At 65.7% G+C, this 14,166-nt stretch carries 16 protein-coding genes and 1 pseudogene; 10 read left to right on the forward strand and 7 right to left on the reverse strand.

All coding sequences use genetic code 11. The annotated features are described in order from the left end of the window. Positions 1 to 2: 2 nt before the first annotated feature. From C487_RS21475 to C487_RS08490, 3 genes and pseudogenes are all read left to right on the forward strand, one after another. A pseudogene (locus C487_RS21475) lies at positions 3 to 349 on the forward strand (eCIS core domain-containing protein); the annotation flags it as partial. Positions 350 to 741: 392 nt separating this feature from the next. Next, on the forward strand, positions 742 to 2,646 hold the full coding sequence (locus tag C487_RS08485) for a 2-oxoacid:acceptor oxidoreductase subunit alpha (protein WP_006185314.1): 1,905 nt from the start codon (positions 742 to 744) through the stop codon (positions 2,644 to 2,646). Between the two features lie 2 nt (positions 2,647 to 2,648). Continuing rightward, positions 2,649 to 3,584 carry a thiamine pyrophosphate-dependent enzyme gene (locus C487_RS08490; protein WP_006185315.1) on the forward strand — a complete coding sequence of 312 codons (936 nt, stop codon included), beginning with the start codon at positions 2,649 to 2,651 and terminating at the stop codon, positions 3,582 to 3,584. A gap of 185 nt (positions 3,585 to 3,769) precedes the next feature. Here C487_RS08490 and C487_RS08495 read toward each other — a convergent pair whose 3' ends face one another. Together C487_RS08495 and C487_RS08500 are read right to left on the reverse strand one after the other, a co-directional pair. Next, a complete protein-coding gene (locus tag C487_RS08495) occupies positions 3,770 to 4,936 on the reverse strand; it encodes a LolA family protein (protein ID WP_006185316.1) in 1,167 nt (388 codons plus the stop codon). A gap of 109 nt (positions 4,937 to 5,045) precedes the next feature. Beyond that, positions 5,046 to 5,360: a hypothetical protein gene (locus tag C487_RS08500; protein WP_006185317.1), complete on the reverse strand. Its 315-nt coding sequence runs from the start codon at positions 5,358 to 5,360 to the stop codon at positions 5,046 to 5,048. Between the two features lie 153 nt (positions 5,361 to 5,513). Here C487_RS08500 and lrpA1 point away from each other — a divergent pair, with 153 nt between their 5' ends. From lrpA1 to C487_RS08530, 6 genes are all read left to right on the forward strand, one after another. Beyond that, positions 5,514 to 5,942, forward strand: coding sequence for an HTH-type transcriptional regulator LrpA1 (gene lrpA1 / locus C487_RS08505; RefSeq protein ID WP_006185318.1), 429 nt, complete (start codon positions 5,514 to 5,516; stop codon positions 5,940 to 5,942). Between the two features lie 79 nt (positions 5,943 to 6,021). Then, positions 6,022 to 6,501 carry an SRPBCC family protein gene (locus tag C487_RS08510; RefSeq protein WP_006185319.1) on the forward strand — a complete coding sequence of 160 codons (480 nt, stop codon included), beginning with the start codon at positions 6,022 to 6,024 and terminating at the stop codon, positions 6,499 to 6,501. 81 nt (positions 6,502 to 6,582) lie between these two features. Continuing rightward, a complete protein-coding gene (locus tag C487_RS08515; protein ID WP_006185320.1) occupies positions 6,583 to 7,188 on the forward strand; it encodes a nitrous oxide reductase accessory protein NosL in 606 nt (201 codons plus the stop codon). Positions 7,189 to 7,243: 55 nt separating this feature from the next. Further along, positions 7,244 to 8,143 carry a DMT family transporter gene (locus C487_RS08520; protein ID WP_006185321.1) on the forward strand — a complete coding sequence of 300 codons (900 nt, stop codon included), beginning with the start codon at positions 7,244 to 7,246 and terminating at the stop codon, positions 8,141 to 8,143. Between the two features lie 58 nt (positions 8,144 to 8,201). Continuing rightward, positions 8,202 to 8,834: a molybdenum cofactor guanylyltransferase gene (gene mobA, locus C487_RS08525; RefSeq protein ID WP_049908033.1), complete on the forward strand. Its 633-nt coding sequence runs from the start codon at positions 8,202 to 8,204 to the stop codon at positions 8,832 to 8,834. A gap of 237 nt (positions 8,835 to 9,071) precedes the next feature. Beyond that, positions 9,072 to 10,298: an iron-containing alcohol dehydrogenase family protein gene (locus C487_RS08530; protein ID WP_006185323.1), complete on the forward strand. Its 1,227-nt coding sequence runs from the start codon at positions 9,072 to 9,074 to the stop codon at positions 10,296 to 10,298. Positions 10,299 to 10,391: 93 nt separating this feature from the next. On the opposite strand, the gene queC is transcribed toward C487_RS08530, so the two are convergent. From queC to C487_RS08550, 4 genes are all read right to left on the reverse strand, one after another. Continuing rightward, positions 10,392 to 11,126: a 7-cyano-7-deazaguanine synthase QueC gene (gene queC, locus C487_RS08535; RefSeq protein WP_006185324.1), complete on the reverse strand. Its 735-nt coding sequence runs from the start codon at positions 11,124 to 11,126 to the stop codon at positions 10,392 to 10,394. A gap of 34 nt (positions 11,127 to 11,160) precedes the next feature. Then, complete coding sequence (locus C487_RS08540; protein WP_006185325.1) at positions 11,161 to 11,955, reverse strand: 7-carboxy-7-deazaguanine synthase QueE; 795 nt, start codon at positions 11,953 to 11,955, stop codon at positions 11,161 to 11,163. Between the two features lies 1 nt (position 11,956). Further along, positions 11,957 to 12,424 carry a 6-pyruvoyl trahydropterin synthase family protein gene (locus tag C487_RS08545; protein WP_006185326.1) on the reverse strand — a complete coding sequence of 156 codons (468 nt, stop codon included), beginning with the start codon at positions 12,422 to 12,424 and terminating at the stop codon, positions 11,957 to 11,959. Positions 12,425 to 12,746: 322 nt separating this feature from the next. Beyond that, positions 12,747 to 13,103 (reverse strand): winged helix-turn-helix domain-containing protein, encoded by a 357-nt coding sequence (locus C487_RS08550; protein WP_006185327.1) that lies wholly within the window; start codon positions 13,101 to 13,103, stop codon positions 12,747 to 12,749. Between the two features lie 187 nt (positions 13,104 to 13,290). On the opposite strand from C487_RS08550, the gene C487_RS08555 reads away from it, so the two are divergent. After that, on the forward strand, positions 13,291 to 13,992 hold the full coding sequence (locus C487_RS08555) for a competence/damage-inducible protein A (RefSeq protein WP_006185328.1): 702 nt from the start codon (positions 13,291 to 13,293) through the stop codon (positions 13,990 to 13,992). Here the strand turns inward: C487_RS08555 and C487_RS21700 are convergent. Further along, on the reverse strand, positions 13,989 to 14,123 hold the full coding sequence (locus tag C487_RS21700; RefSeq protein WP_006185329.1) for a hypothetical protein: 135 nt from the start codon (positions 14,121 to 14,123) through the stop codon (positions 13,989 to 13,991). The two genes, C487_RS08555 and C487_RS21700, sit on opposite strands and share 4 nt — an antisense overlap. Positions 14,124 to 14,166: the final 43 nt, after the last annotated feature.

The raw sequence follows: 14,166 nt of genomic DNA on the forward strand, positions 1-14,166 counted from the left end.
GAATGACAATAGTGCGAATTAAACACCCGACAGACGCTACAAGCCACCCTCCCCAGAACGAGCGATCCGATCAGATACTCGTCGTTATCGGCAGCGGCAGCATACCCCTCGAGCCGGACCCTCGGCAGTCGCTCAAGGAGCGGATGGACGCGGACTTCTCGGACGTACGCATCCACACCGGCGGGAAAGCCGCTCAGGTCGCCGAATCCGTCGACGCGAGGCGTTTACCTGCGGCAACGCGATCGTCGCCAATGCGGGCGAGTACGATCCCCGGTCGGCCGACGGCCAACACCTGCTGGCCCACGAACTCGCTCATGTCACACGACAGAACGACGGCGCACTCTTCTCGAGGAGCGTTGCCGAGTGCGACACGGTCGTCGACGGCTACGTCGAGCGATTCGTCGCATCGGAACTGGTCGATATCGCGGCGTCTGTGGACCGACTCGAGCGGACGCCGTCGTGTGGGGGTTGGCGACACAGGACCACGACCGGCGAGTGGCGCGGGCGGTTGGCGATTCGCAGCCGGTTCTCGAGCACAAGTCGGTCGGAGCTGACGACATCATCCGGCGCGCGAATATGGGCAATTATGAACGCGTCTCGTAAATACAGTAATGATCGTTCATACATATTCTTCAAAGGATGTCCATTCTTCACGAAAGTTCCTTGGTAATCTATAGCAAAGTCTTTAGGTTATGTGGAGCAAATTCCGAGTACGGTTGGCCACTGGCCACTGATCCACCTATGAGCAGCGACGAACTTATCTGGCGAATCGCGGGCGGTTCCGGCGACGGGATCGACTCGACGAGCCAGAATTTCGCCAAGGCGCTGATGCGCTCGGGACTCGACGTATTCACACACCGCCACTATCCGTCGCGGATCCGCGGCGGCCACACGTACGTCGAGATTCGGGCCGCGGACCACGAAGTACAGTCACGTGGTGACGGCTACAACTTCCTGCTCTCGCTGGGTGACTCGTTCGCCCGCAATCCGCAGGAGGAAGCCTACTACGGGAACGAAGAGATCAAACCCCTCTCGGAGAACCTCGATGATCTCCGCGAGGGTGGGATCATCGTCTACGATGAGGGTCTCATCGGCGAGGACGACATCGAGGCGATCGATCTCGAGGCCCGTGCCGAGGAGAACAACTGGCACGTCTTCCCGATGGACTTGCGCGGACTCGCGCGGGAACACGGCCGGGAGGTCATGCGCAACACTGCCGGCGTCGGCGTAACCGCGGCGCTGCTCGATATGGATCTCGAGCACATCGAGGACCTGATGGCCGACGCCATGGGCGGGGATGTTCTCGAGTCCAACCTCGAGATTCTCCACGAGGCCTACGAGACGACCCGGGAGGAGTACGAGTTCGAGCACGACCTGCGTGTCCCCGAGGGAACCCACGATACCGAACAGGCCCTGCTGTCGGGTTCGAACGCGATCGCCTACGGTGCGATCGACGCCGGCTGCCGGTTCATCTCCGGCTACCCGATGACGCCGTGGACAGACGTGTTCACAATCCTCAGCCAGAACTTCCCCGACATGGGTGGCATCTCCGAACAGGTCGAAGACGAGATCGCTGCAGCCGCGCTCGCGGTCGGCGCGAGCCACGCCGGCGTCAAGGCCATGTCCGGGTCCTCCGGCGGCGGCTTCGCGTTGATGAGCGAGCCGCTCGGACTCGCCGAGATGACCGAGACGCCCGTCGTCCTGATCGAGGCGATGCGGGCCGGCCCCTCGACGGGGATGCCGACGAAGCCCGAACAGGCCGACTTGGAGCACGTGCTCTACACGAGCCAGGGCGACTCCCAGCGGGTCGTCTTTGCACCGGGCAATATCGAAGAGGCCTACGAACAGACGCGACTGGCCTTCGACATCGCCTGGGACTACCAGATTCCGGCGATCATCATCTACGACCAGAAGCTCTCCGGCGAGAACACCAACGTCGATGTCGAGTTCTTCGACCGCGAGGTCTCGCCGGACCTGGGGTCGACGCTGACCGAGGACGAACTCCGCGAGGCCGCCCACGACAACTCCGGGAAGTTCAAGCGCTTCAATTACGAGGACGCCGAGAACGGCGTCGCGTCGCGCTCGATTCCCGGACAGAAGGGTGGGCGCTACCTCGCGACGGGTAACGAACACAGCCCCGTCGGCCACATCAGCGAGGACCCCGACAACCGCGTCGCCCAGATGGACCGCCGCCTCGAGAAGCTCGAGTCGATCCGCGAGGAACTCGACGAGGAACGCGAGTCCACCCAAACCTACTTCGGCGACGAGACGGCCGAGTACGGCATCATCACCTGGGGCTCCTCACAGGGTGCGGTCGAGGAGGCCATCGAGCGGCTCAACGCGAACGGCCACTCCGTCAAGGGGCTCAGCGTCTCCGATATGATGCCGTTCCCCGAGAACGAGGTGACCGAGTTCTTAGAGAGCGTCGACGAGGCGCTGGTCGTCGAGATGAACGCCACGGCGCAGTTCCGCGGCCTGCTCCAGAAGGAGCTGGGGCGGTTCGGTGAGAAGCTCACGAGTCTGCTGAAGTACAACGGCAACCCGTTCGAGCCCGCCGAAATCGTCGAGGGCTACGAGGTCAATCTCGCCGACGAGGACCGCGAACCGACCGCACAGGTACGAATCGAACCTGCTGCAGGTGACTGACAATGAGCGCATTCAACGCAATCGGAGAGGAGCGAGAGATCGACCGGGACGAGTTCACCCCCGGCGTCGAACCACAGCCGACCTGGTGTCCGGGCTGTGGCGACTTCGGCGTCCTGAAGTCCCTGAAACAGGCCCTACCGGAAGTCGGCAAGACCCCCGAAGAGGTACTGACCGTCACCGGGATCGGCTGTTCGGGCAAGCTGAACAGCTATCTGGACACCTACGGGTTCCACACGATCCACGGGCGTTCGCTGCCCGTCGCCCGCGCCGCCAAACTCGCCAACACCGACCTCGAAGTCATCGCCGCGGGCGGTGACGGCGACGGGTACGGCATCGGCGGCAACCACTTCGTTCACACGGCTCGGGAGAACCACGACATGACCTACATCGTGTTCAACAACGAGATCTTCGGCCTGACGAAGGGCCAGACCTCGCCGACGAGCCCGAAGGGGCACAAGTCCAAGACCCAGCCCTCGGGTAGCGCGAAGACGCCGATCCGGCCGCTGTCGCAGTCGCTGACCTCCGGTGCGAGCTACATCGCCCGCACCGCCGCGGTCAACCCGAACCAGGCCAAGGAGATCATCGCGGAGGCCATCGAACACGATGGCTTCGCTCACGTCGACTTCCTGACGCAGTGTCCGACCTGGAACAAGGACGCGCGTCAGTACGTCCCGTACATCGACGTTCAGGAGTCCGACGACTACGACTTCGACGTCACCGACCGACAGGAGGCCGCCGAGATGATGCACGAGACCGAGGACGTCCTCAACGAGGGAACCGTCCTGACCGGTCGCTACTACGTCGACGAGGACCGGCCGTCCTACCAGGAAGAGAAAGCCGCCGTCGGCGAACTTCCGGAGGAGCCGCTGGCCGAGCGCTACTTCGACGACGACGCCGAGTGGGAACGCAGCTACGACCTGCTCGAGCGCCACACGTAGACCAGCCGCCGACTGTCCCGCGGTTCGTCTTTTGCACGCGTCACATCCCGTGGACGGGTGCGACCGGCTCAGGTCGAGATCCAGCCACAGTCGATCGATTGCGAGAGCGCCAGCGCCGGACTCAGTCGGATCAGTTCAAGAGACGTTATCCGCGGCGGGCATCGTCGATCGGATACCGGACGGACTCAACAGTCGGTCGAAAGCGCCTTGCCGATCCGAAGCGCCGTTCCATCCTCGAAAGCGTGGCTCACTAACACCGAGTAGTACCGATCGCCACAGGCCCACTGCAGTTCGGTTGCCTCGTCGGTTTCGGCAATCGTCCCCGTCACGGTTCCGAGCGTGACTGCATCACCGCCGATCGCCAGTCGCCGCGGCCCGTCGCTCGTCGACACCGAGAGCGACTCGTCGTTCGGCAGCCGATACCGGACGGAGACCTGCGTTCGGTTCTCGTCGGGGAACTCGTATCTGATGATCTCATCGCGTTCGATCGTCTCGGTTACCGCGTCGGCCGGCAGATCGGCAACCGCAAACGGGACGCTCCGATTGGCCGCCTCGAGGCTGTCGTACGAGTCGATCGACGGCATGACAACGTCCCGGACTGCAGTCCCGTTGCCGTCGGTTGCCGGGTCGAACGTGAAGCGGTCGTCGTCGATCCCGGGGTCGATCGAGAGGTTTCGATAGGTCCGCTCGAGTGTCACCCCGTCGCCCTCGACGGCGTGCTTGATGGGGAACATCGTCTCCCGGTCGTACCAGACCTCGACGTGATCGGCGGCGCGCTCGACGGGGGCCCGCTCGCTGGTCGCCAACGGCACGACGTACTCGGTGTCGTCGATCAGGACGTTGATCGACCGCTCGATCGTCTCGTTTGCGGGGAGATCGAACGTGACGTGATAGGTGTCCCGGCCGTCGAGCGACGTTTCCTCGACCGCCGTGATCTCGTAGCGCTCGAGGTACCGCGCTTGCTGTGCATATACTCCCTCGAGATACGACATGGCCGCGGGATCGGTCTCGAGGCGCGTCGCCCAGTCATGGGTGGCATCGTAGTGCCAGCGACGGTCGCCATCGTCGACGATGACCGTTTCGGTCCCGCCGGCAGTGGTTTCGATCCGGCTCGCACCGTCGGCACGAAGCCAGACGGCTTCCGTGTACTGCGATGTCTCGCCGTCGACCGTCCGGCGAACGTCGACCGTCGCAGTGATCTCGGCTGGAGGATCGGCCGCGGTGATCTCCCGCTCGAGATCCGACGGCGCGGGGTCGTCACTCGGGAGTGCAAGGCACCCCCCGAGTACGAAAACGAGTACCAGCGCCACGGCGGGGAGGGCAGTGGCGAAGTCACCATCGCTGTCGAACATGTTATCTAGTTCACCTATCTGCCATCATTAACTCGTCGGTCCGTTCCGTGTCACCGCCGGCGGGTCGCGACCGTCGCCGCTGACTCCGCGACGGAGACACGCCGATCAGTTAGTCGCCAGCGCCGAACCCGCCGGCGAACAGTTTCGAGAGGTAGCTGAGGACGAGCAAGGTGACGACCAGCCCGGCGAGCAAGCGGGGCTGAAAGCCGTACCTGATCTCGCGCACGCCGTAGGCCACGACGAGCACCCCCATGAGCAGGGCTGTCCCGCCGGCCCACCGGGACACGTGTGCCGGATCGACCGACTCGTCGTAGTTCGCATGCAGGTCGACCCGGCCGCGAAAGGCGATCAGCGAGCCGAGACCCAGAATTGCGAGTCCACAGAGGACCCAGACCACGCCACTGACGAGATTCGGATCGACCATTCCGTGTCGGATCTGGGCCCACCGGGCGAATAAGTCCGCCGATTACCGATCCGAACGACCGGCTCCACGTCCGTTCTCGCGCCGTCTTCCGTTCGGATATCCGTCGTTTTCGTATTCAAAAGATATTTTTCCGCCGGAGCAAAACGTATACGCATGAGTACCCAGGCGACGGAAGATCGCATCCTCGAGGTTCTCGAGGAGGACGCCCAGGCGTCCTACGCCGAGATCGCCGAGCGGGCGAACGTCTCGAAACCGACCGTGCGCAAATACATCAACCAACTCGAGGAGGAGGGCGTCATCGTCGGCTATTCGGCCGACATCGATCCGAAGAAACTCTCGAGCAAGACCATCGCACTGGTCGGGCTTGACGTCGCGAGCGAACGCTACGTCGAGGCGACGCAGGCGATCAAGGACCTCTCGGAAGTCGAAGCGCTGTACAGTTCCAGCGGCGACCACATGCTGATGGCCGAAGTGCGCGCCGAGGACGGGGACTCGCTCGGCGAAACCATCTCCGAGGAGTTGCTCGAAATCGACGGCGTCACCGCGGCCCATCCCTCTTTCCTGCAGGAGCGACTGAAGTAACCCGCTCGGCCGTCGCCCCACCGTCGCCCGTCGTTGGGAGTCACGTTTTCACGCTGGCCGTCGTAGACCCGGACGGTTCATGCAGACGTACGATCGCGAAACGACCGTCGACTCGCCGCTCGAGGAGGTCTGGGCGTTCAATTCGCGGATTTCCGGGCTCGAGGCGGTGACTCCGGACTGGATGCACCTGCGCGTCGAGCGCGTGATCGGCCCGGACGGGGAGCCGGACCCGACCGTGCTCGAGCCGGGTTCGGAGGTCGCGCTGTCGATGCGGCCGTTCGGAGTGGGACCGCGCCAGCACTGGACCTCGATGATCACCGCTCGGGAGCGCGAGGACGGCTCGGCGTACTTTCGCGACGAGATGGTCTACGGGCCGTTCGACCACTGGGAACACACCCATTCCTTCTTCGCCGACGGTGAGCGAACGATACTCCGGGATCACGTGGAGTACGAACTCCCGGTGGGCGGACTCGGCGACGCGATCGCGCCGCTCTCGCGGCTCGGGTTCGAAGTCATGTTCCGGGCGCGCCATCGGTTGGCGAAAGCACAGTTAGAGTGAGCGGTCGAGGCCCGTGCCGCGCCGATCGGCTTCGAGAGGTGTACCAAGCTCGTTTTGCCGATCCGGTTGGTAGAGTCGGGCATGGCTGACTACGAGGGGCTGGACCGCCGGGGACTGCTGAGCGTGCTCGGCACGGGCGCGGCGGCGAGTATCGCAGGCTGTCTCCGGGGCACCCAACCCGGCAGCGGCGGGACGGATACCGATGACTCGCCGGCACACGTGTACGAACCGACGCTCGAGGGCGTGGCTGAGGGTCCCGTCGAAATCACGGACGAGCACAACTGTGCGGTCTGTAGCATGGGACTGACTCAGTATTTCGGGAACGGGCAACTCGTCCACGAAAGCGGGCTGGCGGCGACCGTCGACTCGCCGGGCTGTCTGTTCGCCTATCTCGTCTCGTCGACGCCGGACTCCCCGATCGCCGGTGCCTGGACGACCGATTACGAGACCGGCGATCTGATCGATGCAACTGACGCCCATTTCGTCCTCATCACCGACAAGCAGGCCGCCGATGATCCGATGGGGATCGACCCGCGTCCCTACGCCGACCGCGAGGACGCCGTCGCGTTCCTCGAGGGATGGGAGGCCGAGGACCTCGATCCGGATGCGGACATCATCGTCGGACTGGACGCGGTCGACCTCGACCTCGCGTCGATCTACCGCGGCGCCCGGCTGCCGGACGAGTAGCGACCGGCAGTCCGTTTCGGAACCCGTTTGATCCCTCGAGCGAGTCGGAACGGACGTGACCCGAACCCTCGAGGCGACGCCGGCGGCCGCGCTCGCCGTCGCGGTGTTCGCCGCGAGCACGAGCGCGATTCTGGTGCGCTGGAGCGCGGCCCCGAGTTCCGTCGCGGCCTTCTACCGGGTGCTCTTTACCACGGTACTGGTCGCACCGATCGCCGTCACCCGTCACCGCGCGGCCTTCGCGCGACTCTCGCGACGCGACCTCGTGGGGGCGGTCGCGGCCGGCGTCGCGCTGGCGATCCACTTCGCGGCCTGGTTCGAGAGCCTCGGTCACACGAGCGTCGCCGCGAGCGTCACGATCGTCCAGGTTCAGCCGGTCTTCGTCGCGCTCGGGGCCGCCCTCCTTTTGGACGAACGGATCAGCCGCGTGACGGGGGTCGGGATCGTCGTCACCATCGCCGGGGCCGCTGCAATGTCGCTGGGCGACGCCGGACGCGAGGCCCTTACCGGCGCGACGGCCTACGGCAACGCCCTCGCCTTGCTGGGCGCGGTGACCGTTGCCGGCTACACGCTCGCCGGTCGTTCGATCCGTCAACGCGTTCCGGTGTTTCCCTACGTGACCGTGGTCTACGGTGCCTGCGTGATCGCCCTGTGTCTCTTGGTCGGTGTGCAGGGTCATCCCTACGTCGGCTACCCCGATCGCGAGTGGCTGCTCTTTCTCGGCCTGGCCGTCGGCCCCGGCGTCCTCGGCCACACGGTGAGCAACTGGGCCCTCGCCCACCTCGAGTCGGTCGTCGTCAGCGTGGCCTGGCTCGGCGAGCCGGTCGGCGCGACCCTGCTCGCGTTCGTCGTGCTCGCGGAGGTCCCCGACGCGATCACGGTCGGCGGCGGCCTCGTCGTGCTCGCGGGCGTCGCCGTGACGACGCTCGAGCGGGAGCGCCGTCTCGGGAGTGACTGATGGGCTCGCCGGCGAGCGCGTCCGCACCCTTTTCCCACCGGTGGACGAACGGTCGACCATGTCCCGCGAAACCGGCCGCGACGAGCGTACGGGCGTCGTCCTCGCCGGCGGTTACTCGACCCGCTTCGGCGAGGCTGACAAGGCGGTCGCCGACCTCGCCGGCACGCCGATGATCCGCCGGGTCGTCGACCGGCTCGAGTCGGTCGTCGACGGTCTCGTCGTCAACTGTCGGGAGGAGCAGGTCCCGGCGATCGAGGACGCGCTCGAGGGTGGCCCCGACGCGACGTTCGCGGTCGATCCGGTGCCGGACCGGGGACCGATGGCGGGCATCATGACCGGCCTCCGGGCGGCGACCGGAGCGTACGCCGTCGTCGTCGCCTGCGACATGCCCTTCGTCGAGCCGGCGCTCGTCACGTCCCTCTTCGAGCGGGCCGCCGGCCGCGAGGCCGCAGTGCCGCGGCTCGACGACCGATGGTTCCAGACCACCCAGGCCGTCTATCGAGCCGCGCCGATGATCGACGCCTGCGAGCGTGCCCTCGAACGCGGGGAGCGCAACATCACCGAGCCCCTGCTGACCCTCGACTACGTCGTCCTCGACGAGGACGAACTCCGCGAGTACACACCGCTCGAGACCTTCAAAAACATAAATACCCGCGCGGAGCTCGAAGCGGCGAGCGACCGACTGGAGTGAGCGACCGCCGCCTCGAGGACGTGCAGAGCGATACCACCGCGGAGCCGTCCTACTCCGTTGGGTCGCGCCGCGTGCGGGGGTCGAGATTCGCGGGATGTCGCACACAGCCGGCGGGAATCGCGCTCACGCGGCCGCGTTCCCGATGCTCGGCTCAGCAAAACCGACACGGACCGGTATCGAGTGCCGTCAGACTGCCGGGGCTCAGCCTTTACCACCGCCGGAGCCGTACGGCCGGCCATGACAGGTTCCAACACGGGCGACCGCGATCCGGCCGTCCGGTTCGAGTACGATCCCGCGACGATCAGGTTCGGTCCCGGCTGCGTCGACGGCCTCGCCGCGGAACTCGAGGCGCAGGGACTCGAGCGCGCCTTGATCGTCTGTGGCTCGACGGTCGGCACCACACCGGCGGTGATCGATCCCGTCCGAGCGGGACTGGGCGACCGGCTGGCGGGCGTGTTCGACCGAACGACGCCGAAGAAGCGCCTCGAGACGGCCCTCGACGGGCGAGCGCGACTCGAGGCGGCCGACGCGGACGTCCTCGTCAGTCTTGGCGGGGGCAGCAGTCTCGACATCGCGACGGTCATCAGCGTCCTCGCGGCGGGCGACCGCACGGCGGCGGACGTGGCGACGGAGTTCGCCGAGAGGGGAACGATCACCGTCCCGGAGGACGGCCTGCCCCCGATCGTTACGGTCCCGACTACGCTGGCCGGGGCCGATCTCTCGACGGCCGCCGGCGTCACCGCCGCACCCGCGTCCGGGCTGGTCGACGAGGAACTCAGCGGCGGCGTTTCGGACCCGAGATTGATGCCCGCGGCCGCGGTCTACGATCCGGACCTGGTTGCGACCACGCCCGACTCGGTGCTCGCGGGATCGGCGATGAACGGCTTCGACAAAGGGATCGAGACGCTGTACGCGAGCACTGCGACGCCGGTGACCGACGCGACGGCGAGACACGGCCTCGAGACGCTCAAGCGCGGACTCGGCGCGTTCGGCGACGGAAAGCGCGATAGCGACACGTTCGAGACGATCCTCGAAGGGATCGTACTCGTCCAGTATGGCATCTCCCGGCCCGGCGAAACCACGCTCTCGATCGTCCACGCCTTCGGCCACGGACTCACGCGGACGGCCGACATCCAGCAGGGAGTCGCCCACGGCATCGTCGTCCCCCACGTCCTCGCGTATCTCTTCGACGAGGAGGGCGTCGACGCCCGGTCGGAGCGGCTCGCGAACGCGCTCGGCGTCGACGAGGCTGCGGACCACGAGGCCGCGATCGTCGACGCGGTAACGGCAATCCGGGACGGACTCGGTCTCCCGTCACGACTCCGAGACGTCGACGGCCCCGAGCCGGACGGGTTCGCCGCCGTCGCGGCAGCGATTCTCGATGACCCGTTAATGGCCAACGCGCCGTCGGGGCTCGATCCCACCGCCGACGAGATCGCGGGCGTGCTCGAGGCGGCGTGGTAGCGGTGACCGCCGTCATCGATCGCCGCTCCCGGTCAGGCGTCGCGTTCCGGTTCCCTCTGGGATCAACTCGCCCTCGGAAGTCGTCGTGAGCCGCTACGCGTCGTCGACGTACGACGGTCGCTCGGCGTACTCGATCGGGTCGCGAACCCCGATGTTCTGGAACGCTTGCAGCCGATAGGCACAGGCGTCACAGGTACCACAGGCCGGTTCGTTCTCGCGGTAGCAACTCCAGGTGTGTTCGTAGGGCACGTCGAGTTCCATCCCGCGGTCGGCGATATCGGTCTTCGACCACTCCACGAACGGGGCTTCGATCGAGATGTCGGACTCGGGTTTCGTTCCGACATCGACGACAGCCTCGAAGGCCTCGAAGAACGCGGGCCGGCAGTCGGGATATCCGGAGAAATCCTCGCTGTGTGCGCCGATGAACACCGCGTCACAGTCGTTTGCTTCGGCGTAGGAGACGGCCATCGCGAGCAGGTTCGCGTTCCGGAAGGGGACGTACGACGAGGGAATCTCGTCGCTTTCCATATCGGCGTCGGCCACGGGCATCTCGTCGTCCGTGAGACTCGAGGCACCGATCGCCGAGAGATGCCCCGTCTCGATCCGCAGGAAGTCCGCCGCGTCGAACGCCGCGGCGAGTCGGCGAGCGCACTCGAGTTCGCGGGCTTCGGTGCGCTGGCCGTAGGAGGTATGTAGGCAATAGAGTTCGTAGCCACGGTTGCGGGCCTCGGCGGCGGCGGTGGCGCTGTCCATCCCCCCCGACAGGAGGACGACGGCGCGGTTGGCAGTCGATGCGTCGGTCGGCGCGTCGGTGGTTGCATCGGTCATAGTGATCTCGAGTTGTGGTGATGAGGTGTCGTGATTACGTCTCAGGTGCGTCGTTCCAGAGGTCAACGTGTAGTCGCGGCGTGTAGCGGAAGCCGTACTCCATCGCGAGCTCCGCGACGCGAGCACGGGTTTCAGCGAGGCGGTCCCGGGTCGCCCCTTCGGGCATCAGGAGTACGTCGTCGTCGCTGACCGGAATGTCGGCAGCGGCCCGGAGATCCGCGAGCAACTCGCTGATCTCCGGCATGTCGCCATCGTCGGTCACGACGAACTTCAACTGGACGTCGTAGCGCTCGACGAGTCGGGCGAGGGCATCCATATCGATCCGGTCGGTTTCGTGGCGCGGTTCCCACTCGCCGTCGCCGGTGGGGTCGCGGTCGGGCGTCGGCGTACTGCTCGCGAGTTTCGGGCTCACGGACGCGAGATCGATCGGTGCGTCCCGGTAGATCGTCCCGTTGGTTTCGACGGTCGTGTGATAGCCGCGCTCGTCGAGGGCCTCGAGCAGCGTCGTGCTCCCCTCGTGGAGCAGCGGTTCGCCGCCGGTGAGGACCACGTGATCGGCGTCGTAAGACTCGATCTCGGCGAGGATCTCCGCGAGGCGCATCCGGGCGTGGGTCGGCTCCCAGGAGGTGTGGTAGGAGTCACAGAACCAACAGCGGAGGTTACAGCCGCTCGTGCGGACGAACACCGACGGAACGCCGGCGAGGGTTCCCTCCCCCTGGAGGGAGTAGAACAGTTCGTTGATCGGCAGACTCTCGTCCGTTTCGTCCGCGGTTCCGGCGGCGTCCGTCTCGATGTCGGCCGCTCGATCGGCGGAATCGGACACCGGCATCTCAGACCTCGCTGCCGCCGCAGAGTTCGCTCGTCTCGTTCACCCGGACGGCGACTTCGGTGACCGTCTCGGGCAGGGCCGCCTCGAGTTTCCGTTCCAGCAGCACGCTCATCACCTCGGCCGTCGGCGGCTGCTCGAGGACGACGATGCCGTCGGCATCGCCGGCCGCCTCGAAGGCCTCGACGAGGGGGTCGCCGGCCTCGAGCAGGAACATATGGTCCCACTCGGATATCACGTCGGTAATATCCCCTTTGTCCGCGACCCAGCCCTCCTCGGACAGGTGGCCCACGATGGTGACGGTGATCTCGTAGTTGTGGCCGTGAGGTCGCGAACACTTGCCGTCGTGGTGTCGGATTCGGTGCCCGGCGCTGATCCGGATCGGCCGGTCGCGACCGACGTGGAGGACGCGAGGGGTCCCAACCACTGCATCGTCCGTCGCCGCATCGCGGTCCGTGGCTGCTTCGGTCATATCTTTGTATTCCCTCGAGAATACTTAAGGATGGCCGAACGCCGATGGCTACGAACCGGACCCGGTGGCAGCGAGCGGAGCCGAAACCCGACCGCTGGCGACGGACAGCAACCGGCGGTGACATCCTCGCCCGCCGTAAACGGCGGGGCTTCCTACAAGGGAAGCCTCGCGTCGATGATCGACGCACAGGAGACTGGGACGCGCCGTGACGGCAATCCGACTACGCACCGAAATGGGATCGTCGGAAAACTGGCCGCCGATCGACAAGTGTTCACCCTCACTTGTACACACGGCGAGCGAGCGCAGTCGGAAAGGAGGCCGTTCAGTCCTCGAGTTGATCCTGAAGCCTGTTTTTGGCCTCGGTGCGGTGTTTCCGCGAAAACGCGGGAACGTCGTCGGAGAAGTCGATTTCGATCTCGTCCAACGTCCGTCGATAAATGTTGGTTCGCCGACCTTCTTCCGAGAGCTGTCGCCCTTCGCAGGTCAACAGCCCGGCGTCGACGAGTTCTTCGATCCGGCGGTAGCAGGTCGCGATCGGAATCTCGATGTCCTCGCTCAGTGCCTGCGCGGATTTCGGTGTTCCCGCCGCACAGAGAATCTCTGCGCTGTACTTACTCCCTAACGCAGAGAGAACGACGGTCGAATCCACCTCGTTGTATTCCGTCCGACTCCGAGACATACTCTCCCCCTTACCAATTATCAGGATTGAATCTTATGGTTACTGCGAGTACTCGAGAATATGACAAGCATTGTAAACTATACGTCTCTACAAGCAAAATATCTTTGATTGATGGTACGACCGCGACGCCGGCGGTGTCGGAACCGAGGGCGAGACCCATTTGAGGACCGGGCTCGAACGGGGCGATATGAACGTCGCGGTCGTAACCGTCGGGGACGAACTGCTCGCCGGACGAACGACGAACACGAACGCCACGTGGCTCTGTGAACGGCTCGACGATCGCGGCGTCGCCGTCGAGCGAGTAACCACGGTTCCGGATCGTATCAGCGACATCGCCCGCGTCGTCAACGAGTACCGCGCCGAGTACGACGCTGTCATCGTCACCGGCGGGCTCGGACCGACCCACGACGACGTGACCATGGCCGGCGTCGCGGCCGCGCTCGGCCGCTCGGTCGAGGAACACGCGGTCGCCCTCGCCTGGCTCGAGGAGGACGGGTACACCCGCGACGACCTCGCGTCGGGAACGGCGGACCTCCCGGCGGGGGCACGAGCGCTGCACAACGAGGCGGGCGTCGCCCCCGGCGCGGCTCTCGAGGGCGTCTACGTCCTTCCCGGCGTTCCCGCGGAGATGCAGGCGATGTTCGAATCGATCGTCGAGGAGTTCACCGGAACACAGACGTATCGGGAGGCGGTCGTGGCGGACGAACCCGAAAGCGCGTTGCTCGATCGGATTGCCGACCTCCGCGAACGGTTCGACGTCTCCGTCGGGAGTTATCCGGGCGAATCGGTCCGGATCGAACTCACGGGAACTGACGAGGCGACCGTCGCGGAGGCGGCCGCGTGGCTCCGCGAGCGGGTTGACTCACCGGAACGCCGCGATCGGAGTTAGCGGTAGAAAGAGACCAGCCAGGCGACCGTCACGAGCAGGCCCAGGGCGAGCGCGCCCCAGCCGACGAGTTGCATCGGCAGTTGCGGTTCCGTTTCCGTCGTGAGAACGGCGGCGTCGATCAGTGCGGACATGGTCTGCGATCGGTTCGCATCCCTCTTAACCTTTCAGAAACCG

It is taken from the genome of Natrinema pallidum DSM 3751, assembly GCF_000337615.1.
GTDB classification, from domain to species: Archaea; Halobacteriota; Halobacteria; order Halobacteriales; family Natrialbaceae; genus Natrinema; species Natrinema pallidum.

What these genes read in the sequence shown, in the direction of transcription:
- C487_RS08490 (WP_006185315.1), top strand. Translation starts at nt 2,649, where the DNA reads ATGAGCGCATTCAACGCAATCGGAGAGGAGCGAGAGATCGACCGGGAC.
- C487_RS08500 (WP_006185317.1), bottom strand. Translation starts at nt 5,360, where the DNA reads ATGGTCGATCCGAATCTCGTCAGTGGCGTGGTCTGGGTCCTCTGTGGA.
- lrpA1 (WP_006185318.1), top strand. Translation starts at nt 5,514, where the DNA reads ATGAGTACCCAGGCGACGGAAGATCGCATCCTCGAGGTTCTCGAGGAG.
- C487_RS08530 (WP_006185323.1), top strand. Translation starts at nt 9,072, where the DNA reads ATGACAGGTTCCAACACGGGCGACCGCGATCCGGCCGTCCGGTTCGAG.
- queC (WP_006185324.1), bottom strand. Translation starts at nt 11,126, where the DNA reads ATGACCGATGCAACCACCGACGCGCCGACCGACGCATCGACTGCCAAC.
- C487_RS08555 (WP_006185328.1), top strand. Translation starts at nt 13,291, where the DNA reads ATGAACGTCGCGGTCGTAACCGTCGGGGACGAACTGCTCGCCGGACGA.
- C487_RS08515 (WP_006185320.1), top strand. Translation starts at nt 6,583, where the DNA reads ATGGCTGACTACGAGGGGCTGGACCGCCGGGGACTGCTGAGCGTGCTC.
- C487_RS08495 (WP_006185316.1), bottom strand. Translation starts at nt 4,936, where the DNA reads ATGTTCGACAGCGATGGTGACTTCGCCACTGCCCTCCCCGCCGTGGCG.
- C487_RS08550 (WP_006185327.1), bottom strand. Translation starts at nt 13,103, where the DNA reads ATGTCTCGGAGTCGGACGGAATACAACGAGGTGGATTCGACCGTCGTT.
- C487_RS21700 (WP_006185329.1), bottom strand. Translation starts at nt 14,123, where the DNA reads ATGTCCGCACTGATCGACGCCGCCGTTCTCACGACGGAAACGGAACCG.
- C487_RS08540 (WP_006185325.1), bottom strand. Translation starts at nt 11,955, where the DNA reads ATGCCGGTGTCCGATTCCGCCGATCGAGCGGCCGACATCGAGACGGAC.
- C487_RS08485 (WP_006185314.1), top strand. Translation starts at nt 742, where the DNA reads ATGAGCAGCGACGAACTTATCTGGCGAATCGCGGGCGGTTCCGGCGAC.
- mobA (WP_049908033.1), top strand. Translation starts at nt 8,202, where the DNA reads ATGTCCCGCGAAACCGGCCGCGACGAGCGTACGGGCGTCGTCCTCGCC.
- C487_RS08545 (WP_006185326.1), bottom strand. Translation starts at nt 12,424, where the DNA reads ATGACCGAAGCAGCCACGGACCGCGATGCGGCGACGGACGATGCAGTG.
- C487_RS08510 (WP_006185319.1), top strand. Translation starts at nt 6,022, where the DNA reads ATGCAGACGTACGATCGCGAAACGACCGTCGACTCGCCGCTCGAGGAG.